The sequence below is a fragment of the Bacillus sp. cl96 genome (assembly GCF_900100505.1).
Taxonomy (GTDB): Bacteria; Bacillota; Bacilli; order Bacillales; family Bacillaceae_G; genus Bacillus_A; species Bacillus_A cereus.
This window is the reverse complement of sequence record NZ_FNDM01000005.1, coordinates 364,841-380,916: the sequence shown is the minus strand read 5'-3', so window position 1 is coordinate 380,916 and position 16,076 is coordinate 364,841. Positions and strand designations below refer to the sequence as shown.

Here is a 16,076-nt window from a genome sequence, read left to right as displayed (position 1 = left end):
TTGTATTTTAACATAAATATCTAGTTTTTTCTCAAATAGTATTGCCATATAAGGCTCTTTAACTAAAAAATCCGACTTACATTTTGAAACAATTTTATTATGGGGAAACAAATAATGAATGGAATCAAAATGTATTGGTTATCATTAAATTATTCACTGAGATCCCCGCGATAAAACAAGAACAGCCATATAAAACTTACAAAAATACAGCATGTAGCTAATAAACTGCCAATCATTTGAGGAGAAAGAATTTCTAACAGCCCTCCTGTAAAAAACATCGATAACTGAATAAGAGATCCGTAAATAGAATAATGGAATGAAAAAACTTTACCTATCATATTTTCGTGTGTGTAAGTTTGAAGTAATGTCGTATCAAGTGGAACGATGATTCCTCCTGCTATACGCATACAGAATAAAGTAATGATACCGATAATAAGTTGATCGGATAGAATGAATCCGAGAAAGAAAATTCCTTGTAATAAGTAGGCCCAACCGAATACTTTTTTCATTTTTTCTTTATTATGGGATATATAAAGATTAACGAGAAGGCTTCCTATCATAAGCCCAGCCCCTTGAACCGTATATAAAATCCCAATGTTCGTATGGAAAATTTTTTCGGCATAGATCGTTAGAAGTAGTTGATAAGCGCCTCCAATAATGCCCCATGAAATGCCGACAAGAATTAATGTTAAAATGATTTTTGTTTGTAATATGTATGTATAACCACCTTTTATATCAGTGAAAAATGCTTTGTTCTTGTTACAAGTATCATGAGCAGGAATACTCATGTTATAAATAAAATAGGCTGAAATAAAGTATGATAGGCTATTTACTAAAAAAGCGAACTCAATATGTAAAGATTGTGTAAGTATCCCGCCCAAAGAAGCACCTATAATAGACATAAAACCAGTAATTGTACTAGAAAGAGAGTTAGCAGTTACGAAATGGTTTTGGTGTACGATATTTTTTAGGGTTGCTTGTTTAGCCGGTTCAAATAAACAAGAAAGTAAAGATAAACATATATTAGCAATGAAAATAATCTCAATTTTATAGCCTGCGAGTAAGTATGTAAGGACTAGAATTCCCCGTGTAATATCGGTAAAAATCATAATATTCTTTTTAGAGAAACGATCTACAATTCCGCCTATGAATGGACTAAGAAGAAGCTGTGGTAAACTTTTACTTATAAAAGTAAGTGCGATCATAAACGGCGATTCCGTTATGCTGTAGACAAATGTTAATAAAGCTACCGTATGGAACCAATCCCCAAGTACACTTAATGTTTGCCCATAAAATAGTTTATTGAAGTTTTTATTTGTTTTAAGAAGTGTGGAATAAGAAACTGACATAAATAGATTAATCCTTATGTATTGATGATGCTTGAACTTGTTTTTTCCATTCGCTTACATGCACTTTCTCCTCTGTAGGAAGTCCAACAGGTAATTGTGCTTCGTAAAGACCTTTAATCATTGTAATCCTCCTTAGTAAAATGTTTCTTCCTCCATATTAAACGATATTTTGTTAGTTGAAATCGCAAATAAGAGGGATATAAATTCATACGAAAGTATGAAAAAAAACAGCTCATATTTGAGCTGTTTTTTTATAGTTTTTAGTTCATTTTTCAAGGATAGGATATATTAATATCCGTATCCGCCGCCACCCCAACAGCTACATCCGATGATGATTAGAAGGATGAATAGTACGATAAGCAAAGCAAATCCACCGCCGAAACCAGCGCAACTTCCACCATAACTCATATGTTTTCCTCCTTTTTAGTAAGTTAATCTATATGGTTCATGGACTACTATATACAGTATGTTTTTTGTATAGAAAACGAGCCAGTCTCATTTATAATTAGACAAATGCCTGTAGATTCATTAGGATTGCATGTTAGTGATTTGTAAATAAACCTTTACGTAATTCATAATTTAGGCATAAAAAATAAAAAATTGTAAAAAAAACCATTTTCTTATTTTTTTATGAGAGAATATGTACTATAATTTTACAAGTAATATTATGGGAAAAGGGAGTTTTAGTATAGAGATGGAGATGGGACAATTAAAAAATAAAATAGAAAACAAAAAGAAAGAGTTAATTCAACTTGTTGCGAGACACGGATTGGATCATGATAAAGTTTTGTTATTTAGTCGTGATTTAGATATACTTATTAATAAGTTTATGAACATAAAAGACAAAGTGCATAAATAAAAAATTTATAGTTTTTTATATTAAGATGTTTCACAGAAAGGAGAGGACAGTAATTGGAACATTTACAGGAAGAATTGTATAAACAAATAAAAGAAGAAAAAGGTACAGTTACAATTTTCTTAAAGAGTGGCGTTAGAATAATAGGAGAAGTTGTTGGAGTGGATAAATTTACAGTTTTAATCTTAGTGGATGGAAAACAACAGCTTATTTATAAGCAGGCTATATCAACAATAATGAAATAAGACACTCTTGTTGAGTGTCTTATTTCATTATTGCTTGCATGCTTCAACATCAATGCCGGCAGCAATTAACTTCTTTTCTCCATCTTGTTCAATGATTTTTTGTAATTTAGATAGGAAAGAATCAAAGTTTGTATGCTTTGCTACTTGGAATGTCATTTTATGTTCAATTGGTAGCCACGTATCAATATCAGCTTCGTTATGCTGGATTTTCACCTCAAGTTTATCGAGTGCATTAGCAACTTTTGCTTCGTACGTTTCTTTCGCTTCAAACTCCATCCATAAGTCATATAATTCCTCACCGAGAGAACCTGTTAATGTTTGTTTAATATTTAAAATAGCTTCTAGTTCATTTTTTTGTTTTTGTAGCTGTAAGTCATGACTATTCATTGTATCAAATGCAGGGATATCACCAGCTTCGGCTTCGACTAGATCGTGAATAATAACCATTTTAAGTAATTTCTCAATATTTACTTTTTGATCCAAATAAGGTTCAACTAAAATGGCCATTAGAGACATGCGCCATGTATGTTCGGCAACACTTTCTTGACGTCCGTTGGAAAGCCAGCTATGTCGCATTTCATATTTTAGTTTTTCTGCTAATGCAATGACTTGTAAAATGTTGTGTTCCATCGTGATCCTCCTCACTTATTCATACCATAATTCTAATATAGAAATGAAATGTGTCAATTTCATGAGTATATTGCGATAAACAGATGATGAGCGTATAATACATGTTATATGTGAAAACGTATTATTAAAATAAAAAAATGTTATATAAAAATGGAAAGGAAAGGGCAGAAATATGGGAGAGAAAAATCAAGTATTAGCTAGACCACAAAGAAGAAAAAGGAAGTTTGATATTTCTAGCCCAGTGGGCATTATAGTAGGTTTCATTATAGTGATAGCGGCAATTATGCTTGGCGGCGGTGGAATAAAAGCTTTCAAAAACTTTTTAGATGTTTCATCTATTTTAATTGTCATAGGGGGAACAACAGCGACAATTGTTGTGGCATATCGATTTGGAGAAATAAAAAAATATACGAAAAGCATTTTTACTGTTTTACATAGAAGAGAAGAAGATTTAGAACAGTTAACGGATTTGTTTGTTGATTTTTCGAAAAAGTCTAAAAAGCACGGCTTGCTTTCTTTAGAGGTAGATGGAGAGCAAGTGGATAATCCTTTTATTCAAAAAGGAATTCGATTAATGTTAAGCGGTTACGATGAAGATGAATTAAAAGAAGTGTTATTGAAAGATATTGAAACGGAAGTGTATGAGTTAAGAAAAGGAGCAGCATTATTAGATAAAATTGGTGATTTTGCTCCAGCTTGGGGCATGATAGGGACTTTAATTGGTCTTATCATTATGCTCCAAAACTTACAAGATACATCGCAAATTGGTACAGGGATGGCAGTTGCGATGTTAACGACATTATATGGGTCTGTACTTGCGAATATGATTGCAATCCCTCTTGCGGAAAAAGTATATCGTGGTATTGAAGATTTATATACAGAGAAGAAGTTTGTAATAGAAGCAATTTCAGAATTGTATCGTGGACAAATCCCTTCTAAATTAAAGTTGAAACTGGATACATACGTATACGAAACAAAGGTAAAAAAGGTAAAAGGAGCAGCCTAATATTTCAAGGAGTGGTATGATGAGTAAAGGACCGCAAAAGGGATCGCCTCGTTGGATGACGACTTTTACAGATTTAACGATGTTATTATTAACTTTCTTTGTATTACTAGTTGCTACATCAAAGCAAGATGCAGTAAAATTGTCAAAGATGCTTGAAAAGTTTAGTGATACGGGGCAAGTAGATGCAAAAGTAATGGAAAATACAATACCAGATATTTCACATGAAAAAAATGATGAAAAAATGATCTCAAAAAAGAGAATGGATGAATTATATAAGAAGTTAAAAGCGTATGTAGATAATAACGGTATTAGTCAAGTGAATGTATATCGGGAGGATACAGGGGTAAGCGTCGTTATAGTAGATAATTTAATATTTGATACAGGCGATGCAAACGTTAAGCCCGAAGCGAAAGGGATAATAAGTCAATTAGTTGGATTTTTTCAATCCGTACCTAACCCAATTGTTGTAGAGGGACATACAGATAGTAGACCTATTCATAACGAGAAATTCCCTTCTAATTGGGAGTTATCTTCAGCACGAGCGGCAAATATGATTCACCATTTAATTGAAGTGTATAATGTGGATGATAAAAGGCTAGCTGCGGTAGGATATGCAGACACAAAGCCAATTGTACCAAATGATTCACCGCAAAACTGGGAAAAGAACCGTCGCGTTGTTATTTATATAAAAGAGTAGTATATTATTATTTTAATAATAAAATAATAAAAATACGAAAATTCTTTTAAAAAAATATTAAATTTTATCATTTTATTTTGTATAATGAGTGAGAATGATAAGGTGAAATATTAAGATATATTTATACATAGAAGGAGAGAATTAAAAAGAATGGCACATAAAATTTTAGTAGTAGACGATGCGATGTTTATGCGAACGATGATTAAAAACTTATTAAAAAGTAATGCTGACTTTGAAGTTATCGGCGAAGCAGAGAATGGGGTAGAAGCGATTCAAAAGTATAAAGAACTTCAACCTGATATTGTAACATTAGATATTACTATGCCAGAAATGGACGGGCTTGAAGCATTAAAAGAAATTATTAAAATTGATTCAAGTGCAAAGGTTGTTATTTGTTCTGCAATGGGACAACAAGGTATGGTATTAGATGCAATTAAGGGCGGGGCAAAAGACTTTATTGTAAAGCCATTCCAAGCCGATCGTGTAATTGAAGCTTTAACAAAAGTAGCAAATAGTTAATATAGAAGGGGTGCCACAAGGAATCAAAACAGTGATAGCAGATCGACGTGTGGCCCCCTTTTTTCTCATTGTAAAACACTAAATTGTTATACATAAATGAAATGTTTGTTAGACAGGTAGGGGATAAAAATGCAAACAGATCTATTAAATATATTTTTCGAAGAGTCAGAAGAACATTTACAGTCGCTAAATGAAAATGTGCTAGTGTTAGAGCAAAATCCTGCTGATATGGATGTTGTGGGAGAAATATTCCGCTCCGCTCATACATTCAAAGGTATGTCTGCGAGTATGGAATTTACGGAGATGGCTGATTTAACGCATAAGATGGAAAATGTGTTAGATGAAATTCGTCATGGAAATATAGTTGTAAATGCGGATATTATTGATGTGATTTTTGAGTGCATTGATAATTTGGAGAAGATGGTTGCAGATGTGCAACAAGGTGGAATGGGCAATATTGATGTAGCCTCAACTAAACAGAAATTAGAAGCGTTATTGAACGGCAATGTAGAAACTCCTACGGAACATATAGAGCAAAATCATATAGACAACGATGATGCAGTTTCGCATGAAGTGCATATAACAGTTGAACAGCAAGCGATTTTAAAAGCAGTACGTGCCATTATGTGTATTGAAGCATTGCAAAATGTAGGGAATATACAAAAAACAGCTCCGAGTATTGAAGAAATTGAAGCAGATGCTTTCGGATTTGAATTTACAGTATTTATGGATACGGATTGTAGTATAGAAGAATTGAAACAAGTAGTACTTCATGTTTCTGAAATTGAGAAAGTGGAAGTAAAGCAAGGAGAACCTATATCGAAGGAAGTAGCTTCTAAAAAAGTCGTTACACAAGAAGTTGTGCAAGTAGAAGAAAAGCTACAACCAGCTGTGGCTACGCAGGTAGAATCACCGATAGAGGCAACGAATCAACCTTCAAGTGCTATGCCAGCTAAAAGTACTACAAAAACGAAAAATGCTAAAGTGGAGAATCGTTCAATTCGTGTTCAATTAGAGAAAATCGAAAGATTAATGAATATGTTTGAAGAAAGTGTAATTGAACGTGGGCGCATTGATGAATTGGCTCAAACGATTCAAAACAAGGAGCTAATTGAACATTTAAATCGATTAGGCGATATTTCAAAAGATATTCAAAATGTACTATTAAATATGCGTATGGTGCCGATTGAAACTGTGTTCAATCGTTTCCCGCGTATGGTACGTATGTTAGCGAAAGATTTAGGGAAAAAAATCGATTTACAAATTACAGGTGAAGATACTGAAGTAGATAAAATTGTTATTGATGAAATCGGTGATCCGCTCGTTCATTTAATTCGAAATGCAATCGATCACGGTGTTGAAACTGTTGAAAAACGACGTGATGCAGGTAAAAATGAGACAGGTACGATTAAATTAGAAGCCTTTCATAGTGGAAATCATGTCGTTATTCAAATTACGGATGATGGAAACGGTATTAATAAAGGGAAAGTATTAGAAAAAGCGATTAAAAATGGCGTTGTAACTGAAGCGGATGCGAATAGATTAACAGATCGTGAAGTGTTTGATCTTATTTTCCAACCAGGATTTAGTACAGCTGAAGTTGTATCAGATCTTTCTGGACGCGGTGTCGGATTAGATGTTGTAAAACATACGATTCATAGTTTAGGTGGACATTTAATTATTGATTCTGAGGAAGGAAAGGGAAGTACATTTAGAATTGAACTTCCATTAACGTTGTCTATTATTCAATCTATGCTTGTTCAAACGAATGATAAGCGTTATGCTTTACCTCTTGGGAATATCGTTGAAGCAATTCGAATTAAGAGAGAAGACATCCAATCCTTACAAGGGAAAGATGTGTTAAATTATCGTAATCAAATTATTGAAGTGAAACATTTAAGTACTGTATTTGGTGAAAAAACAGTAGATGAGGCGTTTGCGTCATATGATGGTCAAATGGTTCCTGTGTTAATTGTTCGTAATACACATCGCAGCTATGGACTTATTGTAAACACAATTATCGGTCAAAGAGAAATAGTCTTAAAGTCATTAGGTGACTTCTTTGCAGAGAGTTCTAACTATTTCTCTGGTGCGACGATTCTCGGTGATGGACGAGTGGTCCTCATTTTAAACCCAGAAGGTTTATAATAGGAATGAAGGAAAGCTCCCCACTTGTATACAATTGGGGAGCTTTTTGGCTAATTGCTACGAATCTAATAATGGGATACATAGTAACGTTTTATACTAATGAGTTTGCTAAAATAAAATAAGAGTTTATATTATTTGATAGAAAAACAGAAATGAGGAGGCAGGGAAAATGCCTGAGCAACACACAAAAGGGGATACGAGCACGATTGTGCTAGAAAAAGAAAATGAGCATTTAACGCCTCAAGAATGCGATATTCTTGGCGAAATTGCAAATATATCATTTGGTTCAGCTTCGACTGTATTATCAACAATTTTAAATAGGCAAGTAAGCATTACTGCTCCTCGCATAGAGTTGGTAGATTTATATGATTCAAGAGATGTCGAAGTTCCACATGTTGTATTAAACATTCATTTTACAAAAGGATTAGATATGGAAAACCTTCTTGTCCTTAAGCAAGATGTTGCATTATCCATTGCTGATTTAATGATGATGGGAACAGGTGAAGTGGAGGACGGAAAAGAACTTGGCGAATTAGAGCTAAGTGCTGTACAAGAAGCGATGAATCAAATGATGGGATTCGCAGCTACATCTATGTCGGAATTCTTCCAAGATACAGTAGATATGTCTCCGCCGACGATTAAAGTTGTAAAGTTATCAGAAGAAATGGAGAAAATTTCTGAAATCGATGGGAATCATACGATTGTTAAAGTGTCGTTTGATTTAAAGATAGATAATCTTGTAAACTCTAAACTTGTACAAATTGTTTCAGTTGATCATGCGAAACAAATGGTAAATAAATTAATGCAATTATCTGGTGAAGTAGAAGAAACAGTCGAACCAGCAGAAGTAGTGGAAACTGAGATTGTAGAAGAACAAGTTGGAAAAGAGCATTTAACACAAGAAGAGAAAGATGTACTTGGTGAAATTGCAAATATTTCAATTGGTTCCGCTTCAACAGTATTGTCAACGCTTTTAAATCAGCCAGTTACAATTAGTACACCAAATGTGGAAGCAATCAATGTTCGTCATTATGATGGAGTACCAGTGCCATTTGTTATTTTAAATGTCGACTTTGTTGAAGGGCTAAAGAATGAGAATGTATTCGTATTTACGAAAGATGTCGCCTTAACAATGGTAGATTTAATGATGATGGGAACAGGGGAAGTTGATCCGGAAAAAGAGCTTACTGAATTAGAACTGAGCGGTATTAAAGAAATTATGAACCAAATGATGGGTCATGCTGCTACGGCGATGTCAGAAATGTTCCAAGAAAAAATGGACATGACGCCGCCAAATGTTAAATTTGTAACGTTAAAAGAAGAAATGGAGTATTTGGGAGAGTCAATGGAAGTGGACGAACTCGTTCAAATTACGTTCAATCTTGAAATTGGTGATCTGCTTCAATCGAAAATGTATCAAATTTTGCCAATTTCTGAAGCGAAAGAAATGGTAAGGCGACTTCTGTATCCAATGGTGGAAGAAGAAGAGATTGCCACAGAAGAAATTGAAGAAGAAAAAATTGTAGAACCAGTTGTGCAACCTATTGAATTTAAAGAAGTAAAACAAATGGAACCAGTATATATGGACACGTCCATTCTACAAAATGTAGAAATGAATGTGAAATTTGTATTTGGAAGTACAGTGAAAACGATTCAAGATATATTAAGTTTACAAGAAAATGAAGCAGTTGTGCTAGATGAGGATATTGATGAACCAATTCGTATTTATGTAAATGATGTATTAGTGGCGTATGGTGAACTTGTAAATGTAGATGGATTTTTCGGAGTAAAAGTGACGAAATCACTATAAGGCATTGAAATAGGAGTTTGAACTAGTAGATGAAAAACGTAAAGTTTTTTCTAATGAGTTGGCTATGCATACATGTATGCTTGTTCGTCCCCTTGCAAAGTCAGGCTGAGGAACAAATTGAGTCAGATCAAAAAATAAATGAAGTGAATGTACAAGAAGAAAATAAGGAATCTCAAGAATCGTCAGAACAAGTGGAAACGAAACAAGATGAAGAGAAACAAAAAGAAGCAGAACAACAAGAAGTAGTAAATAAACAATTGAGTGAAAGAAAGATAGAAACAGAACAGGGAATTATTACAGTAAATAAGCCGGAGCTTAAAGTTGGCGAAGAGGTGCGAATTGCTGTAGAACCAAATGGGAAAAACATTCAAAGTATGAAAGGTATATTGCAGTTACAAAAAAATGGGGAGCAATATGCGCAAGAAAGAATGTTATCTTTTGAGTATGATGAAGAAACGAAGAGCTGGGTTGCTAACTATAAAGCAGGGGATTTTGATTTGCAAGGTGATTGGAATCTTCAGCTCGTTCAAAGTTACAAAGAGAATGAGAAAGAAGAGCTCATAAAAAATGAAGTGAAAGTCCCGCTCATTCGTATTAAAAATGAAACCCCAACTATAGATAAAGAATTGCCAAAGTTACAGAAAGTTACTATTGATGAAGTAAAAGAGAACTTAGTTGAACGAAAACAGGGAGATTCTATACATATACGAGTAAAAGCGTCAGATATAGAATCGGTTGTAAAAGAAGTGCGCGTTACATTAAAAGGGAAAGAAAATAAAGAGCTTTCGTTTTTATTAGACTACAACAAGCATGATATGGATTGGCAAAAAGTATTTGAAATAACAGAAGCATTGCCGGCTGGGCCATACGAATTACTTGTAGAGATAATAGATGCAGCAGGTAATAAACTTGTTGAGGAAAGTGAATATACCATTTCTGTTTTGGCGCCAAAAAATGAAGATGATAAAAAGATAGAAGAGAAAGAAGATAAATTAGATAATAAACTAGAAAATGAATTAGAAGATAAGAAAGAAAATGAGAAGCAAGAAGATTCCAAAGTCAAAAACCCGGTTCCAGAAGAAAATTTGCCAGTTGTTCAAATTCCGAAGCGAGATGAGAAAGTAAATAAGTTTATAAAAGAACCGTTGAAAGAGAAAGAGGAATTTACTTACGTTATAAAAGAGCCGTTCGAAGACAACAAGGAAGTACATAAGGCGAAGGACCAAAAAGAGAAAAATAACAAACAAGTTGCCTCTAAAAAGAAAGAACAAAAAGAAGAACCGAAAGACAAGAAAGAAGAAAAAGGTGAACAGGGAGTGCAAGCTTCTGATGTGTTTACTATCATGTCAGGTTTATTCGTACTGTTTTTAGTTTTAAAGAGTAATAAAGAATGGGGCTAATTATTTCATAGTAGTGGAGGCGCTTAAATGGAGATTAAACGTACGACAATTGAAGATAAGGCGTTACAACCATTAAAACAGCCTGCAGCTATTTCGGAGCATGAAATCCAGAAAGAACGAAAGCGTAGCAATTTAGTGTTTACTGGACAGTCTAAAATTATTTCGAAAAATAATGAAATAGGCATTTTACTTGCAAGTTTAAGTGATGGAAAGATTATGAAGGAAATGCTTTCTAAAGAGATGGATACAGTGTTACAACTTTTTAAAAAGTTACATACGTTATCTGGAGAAGGTAAGCAAACAGAAAAAATATTTGAACAAGTAATTAGAAGCCTACAAGGGCTTGTTAAGCAGGCGCATATAAAAGAACTTCCTTTGTTAGATGGAACATATGATTTCGCTGAAGTACAACTATCATTTGGTAGAAAAGTACATATTCCGTTACTAGATGTGAGTGCACTTATCTCTAGAGTGGAAAGTGATTCTTCAGAAGGAAATATAAATTTGATGGTAACGGTTATTACTGCTTATATAACGAAATTGGCTAACGAAACAATTTTAATTAGTGTTACAGACCGCATTGCTAAAGATCGGGATGTAAGTGTATGGAGAGCGCTTGCGGAAATGAACATGACACAATTATCACAGGCATTGAAACAAACGATGCAAGAACATAAATGGTCTATGACGCTTCTTTTTCTCTTTATATGGATTGTCGGTATTATTTTAATTCGAGTTATGTAAAAAGGTCGTCACTCCATTGTGACGACCTCTTTTATATTTTTTCGTAGAAGAATGTATCAAATCGCTGAAGATTGTAACGCTCGGGTGTTAAAATTTGTTCCGTACTACCAACAAATAGTACACCGCCTTTTCGTAAAGAACGACTAAATTTTTCGTAAAGTTTTACTCTTGCTTCTTCTGTGAAATATATCATTACATTGCGACAAATAATCAAATCATAATTTGTATCGAATGACTGCATTAAAAGGTCATGTTGTTTAAACGAGACGTTTTGTTTAATGTTTTGATGCAATGAATATAGATCATTTTCTTTTGTGAAATGACGTTCTTTCAAATCAGTAGGTAATTCCTTTAAAGAACGTTCTGTATATTGACCGCGTTTTGCGGTTTCTAAAATATGAAAATCAAGATCTGTTGCTTGAATTTCAAAACGAAATGGAGCAAGATGCTTCGATAAAATTAAAGAGAGTGTATACGGTTCTTCACCAGCAGCGCAAGCGGCACTCCATACCTTTAATTTTCCGCTATTTTGTTCGAGTAATTTTGGTAGTGCTTTCGACTCTAAAGTTTGCCATCGTTCTTTATTTCTAAAAAACTCTGAAACGTTAATTGTAATATAGTCAATAAAATTTAAAAATAAATTTTGATCAGCGCGTAATTTGTTTAAAAAATTAGTGTAGTTTTCGAAGCCTTTTCTCGAAATGAAAGCATCGATTCTACGGCGCATTCTATCTTGTTTATATGAAGCGATGTCCATATTGAATTGTTGTTTAAAACTCGCGATAAAATGATCATAATCTTGTTCAATTATCATATTTACAATGGGCACAATAATGATATTGTGCCTCCCCCTTTACATCATACGAATTTTTTGTTCAAAGCTTTTTTTCATTTGCTTTTCATGTAATCCTGGTAAATCATAAATGACAGCATCAATACCTGCTTCTTTTGCAACATCGACAGGGATGACAGATGTATGTTTGTCCCCATTATAAAAACAGAGAACTAAATCAGTGTCTTCAATAATTTGTTTAACAAAAAACATATAATCTGATCGGTAAATGGAGTCAGAAGGATGATCAAAAGCAACATATTCGGCTCCGTGTTTTTTTAAGTAATCAACGACTTCTTGGAATTCATCTGTAATTGCTTGCAATGGTTGCAGCGTGTAAAGGCATAAATTTTGAGCGAGTCTTTCATTCTCAACGAAAAAACGAAGAACCTCATTTTCAATAGATTTATAACATAATATGTAAATTTTATGTTTGTGAGCATAGTCAGTTAAAAATTTTTTAATTTCTTCTTGATCTAATGCTGTTAATTGATTTGAACCACAAAGGAAAATATTCATAGAATTGTGCCACCTCATGCTAAATTGTAACATATCTTTTATAAAAAATAACTGCAAAATATTACTGTTCAGAGTATAATTATAAATAACTGGATTTTACGATTAAGTTTAGGAAGAAATAAAAAAATAAATAGGTGATATATATGCTACGTTCTATCTCGCATAATCCAATTTTATCGCATATACCGCCTGCTACTCAAATGCCGAAAGAAGCAAATGTCAGAACAGGACTTGCATTTTCGGATAATTTGCATGCAGATCCGAAAAAAGATAAATTACTAGAACAAATGGAAGCGTTTGTCGATAATATTGGAGAAATTAAAGAGAAAATTGAAATGGAATTAACGCTTGATAATGTAATGGAATACAAAAATACAGTAAAATCATTTTTGAATTTCTACGTTGATAATGTATTGCAGTATAAAGATGTCATGTCTCGTCACCCACGTTACGGATATTCACAGAAAATGACGATTGTGAAACAGGCAGAAATGGGATTGAATGAATTAGAAGATGTTATGAATTTAATTAACACGAAAACAGGACATTTAGAAATGTTAAATCAAATTGGAGAAATCCATGGCTTAATTGTAAATTTAGTCTTGTAAAAGGAAGGAAGCTATATGTACATACAATTATATGAAAAGCTTGTTATTATACAAAAAGCGTATGAAAATATTCAAGCGCTTGGAGAGCAAATATATGAGAATTTAAAAAATAAAAATGTAAATGCAGTTCAAAAGTTACAAGTAGAGCAATTGCAGTACATTGATGGTTTAAAAGGGTTATCAAGCTCATTTGAAGAAATGGTTGTTCAGTTCTGTAAAGAACAAGGAGTTGAATCGTTTCGTGTAAGTGCGTTATTTTCGTATTTTTCTCAAGAAGAAATTGAAAAAATGAAAGAATTACAAAAAAACGTAACTGAATTAGAAGAGAATGTAAAAATGATTCTTTTGAAAAATCAATATTACTTAAACGTACTATTAAAAACTACAGAAAGTATTGTGGATTCTGTTTCTGAATATAATTTAGAGCGAAACAATAATTCGCAAATCTTTATGAACGAACTATTGTAAAGGAGAAGTGAAGCTTTATGAGATTATCTGATTATAATACACCGCTATCGGGCATGTTAGCGGCTCAAATGGGGTTACAAACAACGAAACAAAACTTGTCTAATATTCATACACCGGGTTATGTTCGTCAAATGGTGAATTACGAATCTGCTGGAGGGAGTAAAGGGTATGCACCAGAACAAAGAATAGGGTATGGTGTACAAACGTTAGGTGTTGATCGTATTACAGATGAAGTGAAGACAAAGCAATATAATGATCAAATGTCACAGTTCTCTTACTATGCATATATGAATTCTACTTTGTCGCGAGTAGAGTCTATGGTAGGAACGACAGGTAAAAATTCATTATCTAGTTTAATGGATGGGTTTTTCAATGCTTTTCGTGAAGTTGCAAAAAATCCGGAGCAATCAAATTACTACGATACATTAATTGCTGAAACGGGGAAGTTCACAAGTCAAGTAAGTCGTCTTGCGAAAAACTTGGATACAGTGGAAGCACAGACGACAGAAGATATTGAAGCGCATGTTAATGAATTTAATCGACTTGCTGCTAGTTTAGCAGAAGCGAACAAGAAAATTGGACAAGCTGGTACACAAGTACCAAATCAACTATTAGATGAACGTGATCGTATTATGACAGAAATGTCTAAGTATGCAGATATAGAAGTATCGTATGAAGCTACAAATCCTAATATTGCAAGTGTTAGGATGAATGGTGTTTTAACTGTAAATGGTCAAGATACATACCCACTTCAATTACAGAAGGATAAAAAGCCAATGTCTGTACAAATATCTGGAACAGATATCCTATTAAGTGGTGGAACAATTTTATCGGCAATTGATACGAAAACAAAGATTACAAATTATAAAGATAATCTGAATGAGTTTGTAAATTCGTTAAAAAAACAAGTGAATAATACTATGAAGAAAGAGCTTTTTGTAGGAGAAGATGCGAAGAAGCTTGAATTGAATCCTGATTTTATAAAAGATATTTCAAAAATGAAAATTTCGGCTGAAACTGCCAACAACCTTGCGGCTATTACAGATAAAGGCTATAAGGATGGACTTACATATAAGCAAGCCTTAGATCAATTTTTAGTTGGTGTAGCCTCTGATAAAAGTTCAGTAAATGCATATCAAAATATTCATAAGGATTTATTAGAAGGTATCCAGCAAGAAAAGATGAGCATCGAGGGCGTAAATATGGAAGAAGAAATGGTTAATTTAATGGCCTTCCAAAAATACTTCGTGGCGAATTCTAAAGCTATAACTACTATGAATGAAGTGTTTGATAGTTTGTTTTCGATTATTAGATAAGGAGTAGTCATGTATAGTTGGTAATTGGAAATATTTAAGGAGGAGATAGAAATGAGAGTATCTACATTTCAAAATGCAAACTGGGCAAAGAATCAGTTGATGGATTTAAATGTGCAACAGCAATACCACCGAAATCAAGTAACCTCAGGGAAGAAAAACCTTCTTATGAGTGAAGATCCACTTGCAGCAAGTAAATCATTTGCGATTCAACATTCATTGGCAAATATGGAGCAAATGCAGAAAGATATAGCGGATTCGAAAAATGTATTAACACAAACTGAAAATACTTTACAAGGTGTTTTGAAATCTTTAACAAGAGCAGACCAATTAACAGTACAAGCGTTAAATGGTACAAATAGTGAAAAAGAATTGCAGGCTATTGGTGTAGAGATTGATCAAATTTTAAAACAGGTCGTCTATTTAGCGAATACAAAAGAACAAGGTCGTTATATTTTCGGTGGTGATAGTGCAGAAAATCTGCCATTTACAGAAGATGGTACGTACCAGGGTGGAAAAAATGATGTGAACTGGAAACTAAATGACGGTTATGAATTCAAAGCGTTCCGTAACGGTGAAGCATTATTATCCCCTGTTATAAAAACGTTAAAACAGATGAGTGAAGCGATGCAAAACGGTGACCAAAAAGCATTAAAACCGTTATTAGAAGAAAATAAGCAAAACTTAGATGGCATCATTAACCGTACAACTGAAGTTGGTTCAACAATGAACACAATGGAGACGTTTAAAACAATTTTAAGTGAGCAAAATGTAGCACTTCAAGAAAACCGTAAAGAAATTGAGGATGTTGATTTAGCGGTCGCAATTTCTGATTTAGCTTATATAAACGCAACGTACGAAGCGACATTAAAAGCTGTTAGTACGATGAGTAAAACGAGTATTTTAGATTACATGTAAATGATAAGGAGTGA

Annotated in this window: 18 protein-coding genes; 13 read left to right on the top strand and 5 right to left on the bottom strand. The window is 33.5% G+C overall.

From position 1 onward, the window contains the following. Positions 1–149: 149 nt before the first annotated feature. Both BLT20_RS14535 and BLT20_RS14530 read right to left on the bottom strand, forming a co-directional pair. Complete coding sequence (locus tag BLT20_RS14535) at positions 150–1,349, bottom strand: MFS transporter (protein WP_000117058.1); 1,200 nt, start codon at positions 1,347–1,349, stop codon at positions 150–152. A 288-nt stretch (positions 1,350–1,637) separates the two neighbouring features. Then, on the bottom strand, positions 1,638–1,757 hold the full coding sequence (locus BLT20_RS14530) for a YjcZ family sporulation protein (protein ID WP_000120179.1): 120 nt from the start codon (positions 1,755–1,757) through the stop codon (positions 1,638–1,640). 232 nt (positions 1,758–1,989) lie between these two features. On the opposite strand from BLT20_RS14530, the gene BLT20_RS14525 reads away from it, so the two are divergent. Together BLT20_RS14525 and hfq are read left to right on the top strand one after the other, a co-directional pair. Next, on the top strand, positions 1,990–2,208 hold the full coding sequence (locus tag BLT20_RS14525; protein WP_000291688.1) for an aspartyl-phosphate phosphatase Spo0E family protein: 219 nt from the start codon (positions 1,990–1,992) through the stop codon (positions 2,206–2,208). A gap of 53 nt (positions 2,209–2,261) precedes the next feature. Beyond that, the gene (hfq, locus tag BLT20_RS14520; RefSeq protein WP_000400664.1) at positions 2,262–2,450 is read left to right on the top strand and encodes an RNA chaperone Hfq; all 189 of its coding nucleotides are present in this window, start codon (positions 2,262–2,264) and stop codon (positions 2,448–2,450) included. A gap of 27 nt (positions 2,451–2,477) precedes the next feature. Here the strand turns inward: hfq and BLT20_RS14515 are convergent, their stop codons facing one another. Then, a complete protein-coding gene (locus BLT20_RS14515; RefSeq protein ID WP_000400752.1) occupies positions 2,478–3,080 on the bottom strand; it encodes an HD domain-containing protein in 603 nt (200 codons plus the stop codon). A 172-nt stretch (positions 3,081–3,252) separates the two neighbouring features. Between BLT20_RS14515 and BLT20_RS14510 the strand changes: the two genes are divergently transcribed. The 7 genes from BLT20_RS14510 (at position 3,253) to BLT20_RS14480 (ending at position 11,404) form a co-directional block, all read left to right on the top strand. Continuing rightward, a complete protein-coding gene (locus BLT20_RS14510; RefSeq protein WP_000504191.1) occupies positions 3,253–4,086 on the top strand; it encodes a flagellar motor protein MotP in 834 nt (277 codons plus the stop codon). 19 nt (positions 4,087–4,105) lie between these two features. Beyond that, on the top strand, positions 4,106–4,783 hold the full coding sequence (locus BLT20_RS14505; RefSeq protein WP_000033627.1) for an OmpA family protein: 678 nt from the start codon (positions 4,106–4,108) through the stop codon (positions 4,781–4,783). 150 nt (positions 4,784–4,933) lie between these two features. Next, the gene (locus BLT20_RS14500; RefSeq protein WP_000940565.1) at positions 4,934–5,302 is read left to right on the top strand and encodes a response regulator; all 369 of its coding nucleotides are present in this window, start codon (positions 4,934–4,936) and stop codon (positions 5,300–5,302) included. Positions 5,303–5,431: 129 nt separating this feature from the next. Next, a complete protein-coding gene (locus tag BLT20_RS14495) occupies positions 5,432–7,450 on the top strand; it encodes a chemotaxis protein CheA (RefSeq protein WP_001192608.1) in 2,019 nt (672 codons plus the stop codon). A gap of 169 nt (positions 7,451–7,619) precedes the next feature. Then, entirely contained in the window at positions 7,620–9,260 is a 1,641-nt protein-coding gene (locus BLT20_RS14490) for a flagellar motor switch protein (protein WP_001115004.1), read from the top strand. Between the two features lie 29 nt (positions 9,261–9,289). Then, on the top strand, positions 9,290–10,660 hold the full coding sequence (locus BLT20_RS14485) for a hypothetical protein (RefSeq protein WP_000800088.1): 1,371 nt from the start codon (positions 9,290–9,292) through the stop codon (positions 10,658–10,660). 27 nt (positions 10,661–10,687) lie between these two features. Beyond that, entirely contained in the window at positions 10,688–11,404 is a 717-nt protein-coding gene (locus tag BLT20_RS14480) for a hypothetical protein (RefSeq protein ID WP_000403949.1), read from the top strand. Between the two features lie 31 nt (positions 11,405–11,435). Here the strand turns inward: BLT20_RS14480 and cheR are convergent, their stop codons facing one another. Beyond that, complete coding sequence (gene cheR, locus BLT20_RS14475) at positions 11,436–12,218, bottom strand: protein-glutamate O-methyltransferase CheR (protein ID WP_000582879.1); 783 nt, start codon at positions 12,216–12,218, stop codon at positions 11,436–11,438. 39 nt (positions 12,219–12,257) lie between these two features. Next, a complete protein-coding gene (locus BLT20_RS14470) occupies positions 12,258–12,755 on the bottom strand; it encodes a flagellar motor switch protein FliG (protein ID WP_001020110.1) in 498 nt (165 codons plus the stop codon). 143 nt (positions 12,756–12,898) lie between these two features. On the opposite strand from BLT20_RS14470, the gene BLT20_RS14465 reads away from it, so the two are divergent. Genes BLT20_RS14465 through BLT20_RS14450 form a run of 4 tightly spaced genes read left to right on the top strand, consistent with a single transcriptional unit; the run spans position 12,899 to position 16,062 of the window. Then, on the top strand, positions 12,899–13,363 hold the full coding sequence (locus BLT20_RS14465) for a YaaR family protein (RefSeq protein WP_000946323.1): 465 nt from the start codon (positions 12,899–12,901) through the stop codon (positions 13,361–13,363). A gap of 15 nt (positions 13,364–13,378) precedes the next feature. Beyond that, positions 13,379–13,831 carry a hypothetical protein gene (locus BLT20_RS14460; RefSeq protein ID WP_000275879.1) on the top strand — a complete coding sequence of 151 codons (453 nt, stop codon included), beginning with the start codon at positions 13,379–13,381 and terminating at the stop codon, positions 13,829–13,831. Positions 13,832–13,848: 17 nt separating this feature from the next. After that, positions 13,849–15,147 (top strand): flagellar hook-associated protein FlgK, encoded by a 1,299-nt coding sequence (gene flgK / locus BLT20_RS14455; protein ID WP_001239696.1) that lies wholly within the window; start codon positions 13,849–13,851, stop codon positions 15,145–15,147. A 51-nt stretch (positions 15,148–15,198) separates the two neighbouring features. Then, positions 15,199–16,062, top strand: a complete 864-nt coding sequence (locus tag BLT20_RS14450) for a flagellar hook-associated protein 3 (RefSeq protein WP_001266408.1) — start codon at positions 15,199–15,201, stop codon at positions 16,060–16,062. Positions 16,063–16,076 lie beyond the last annotated feature (14 nt).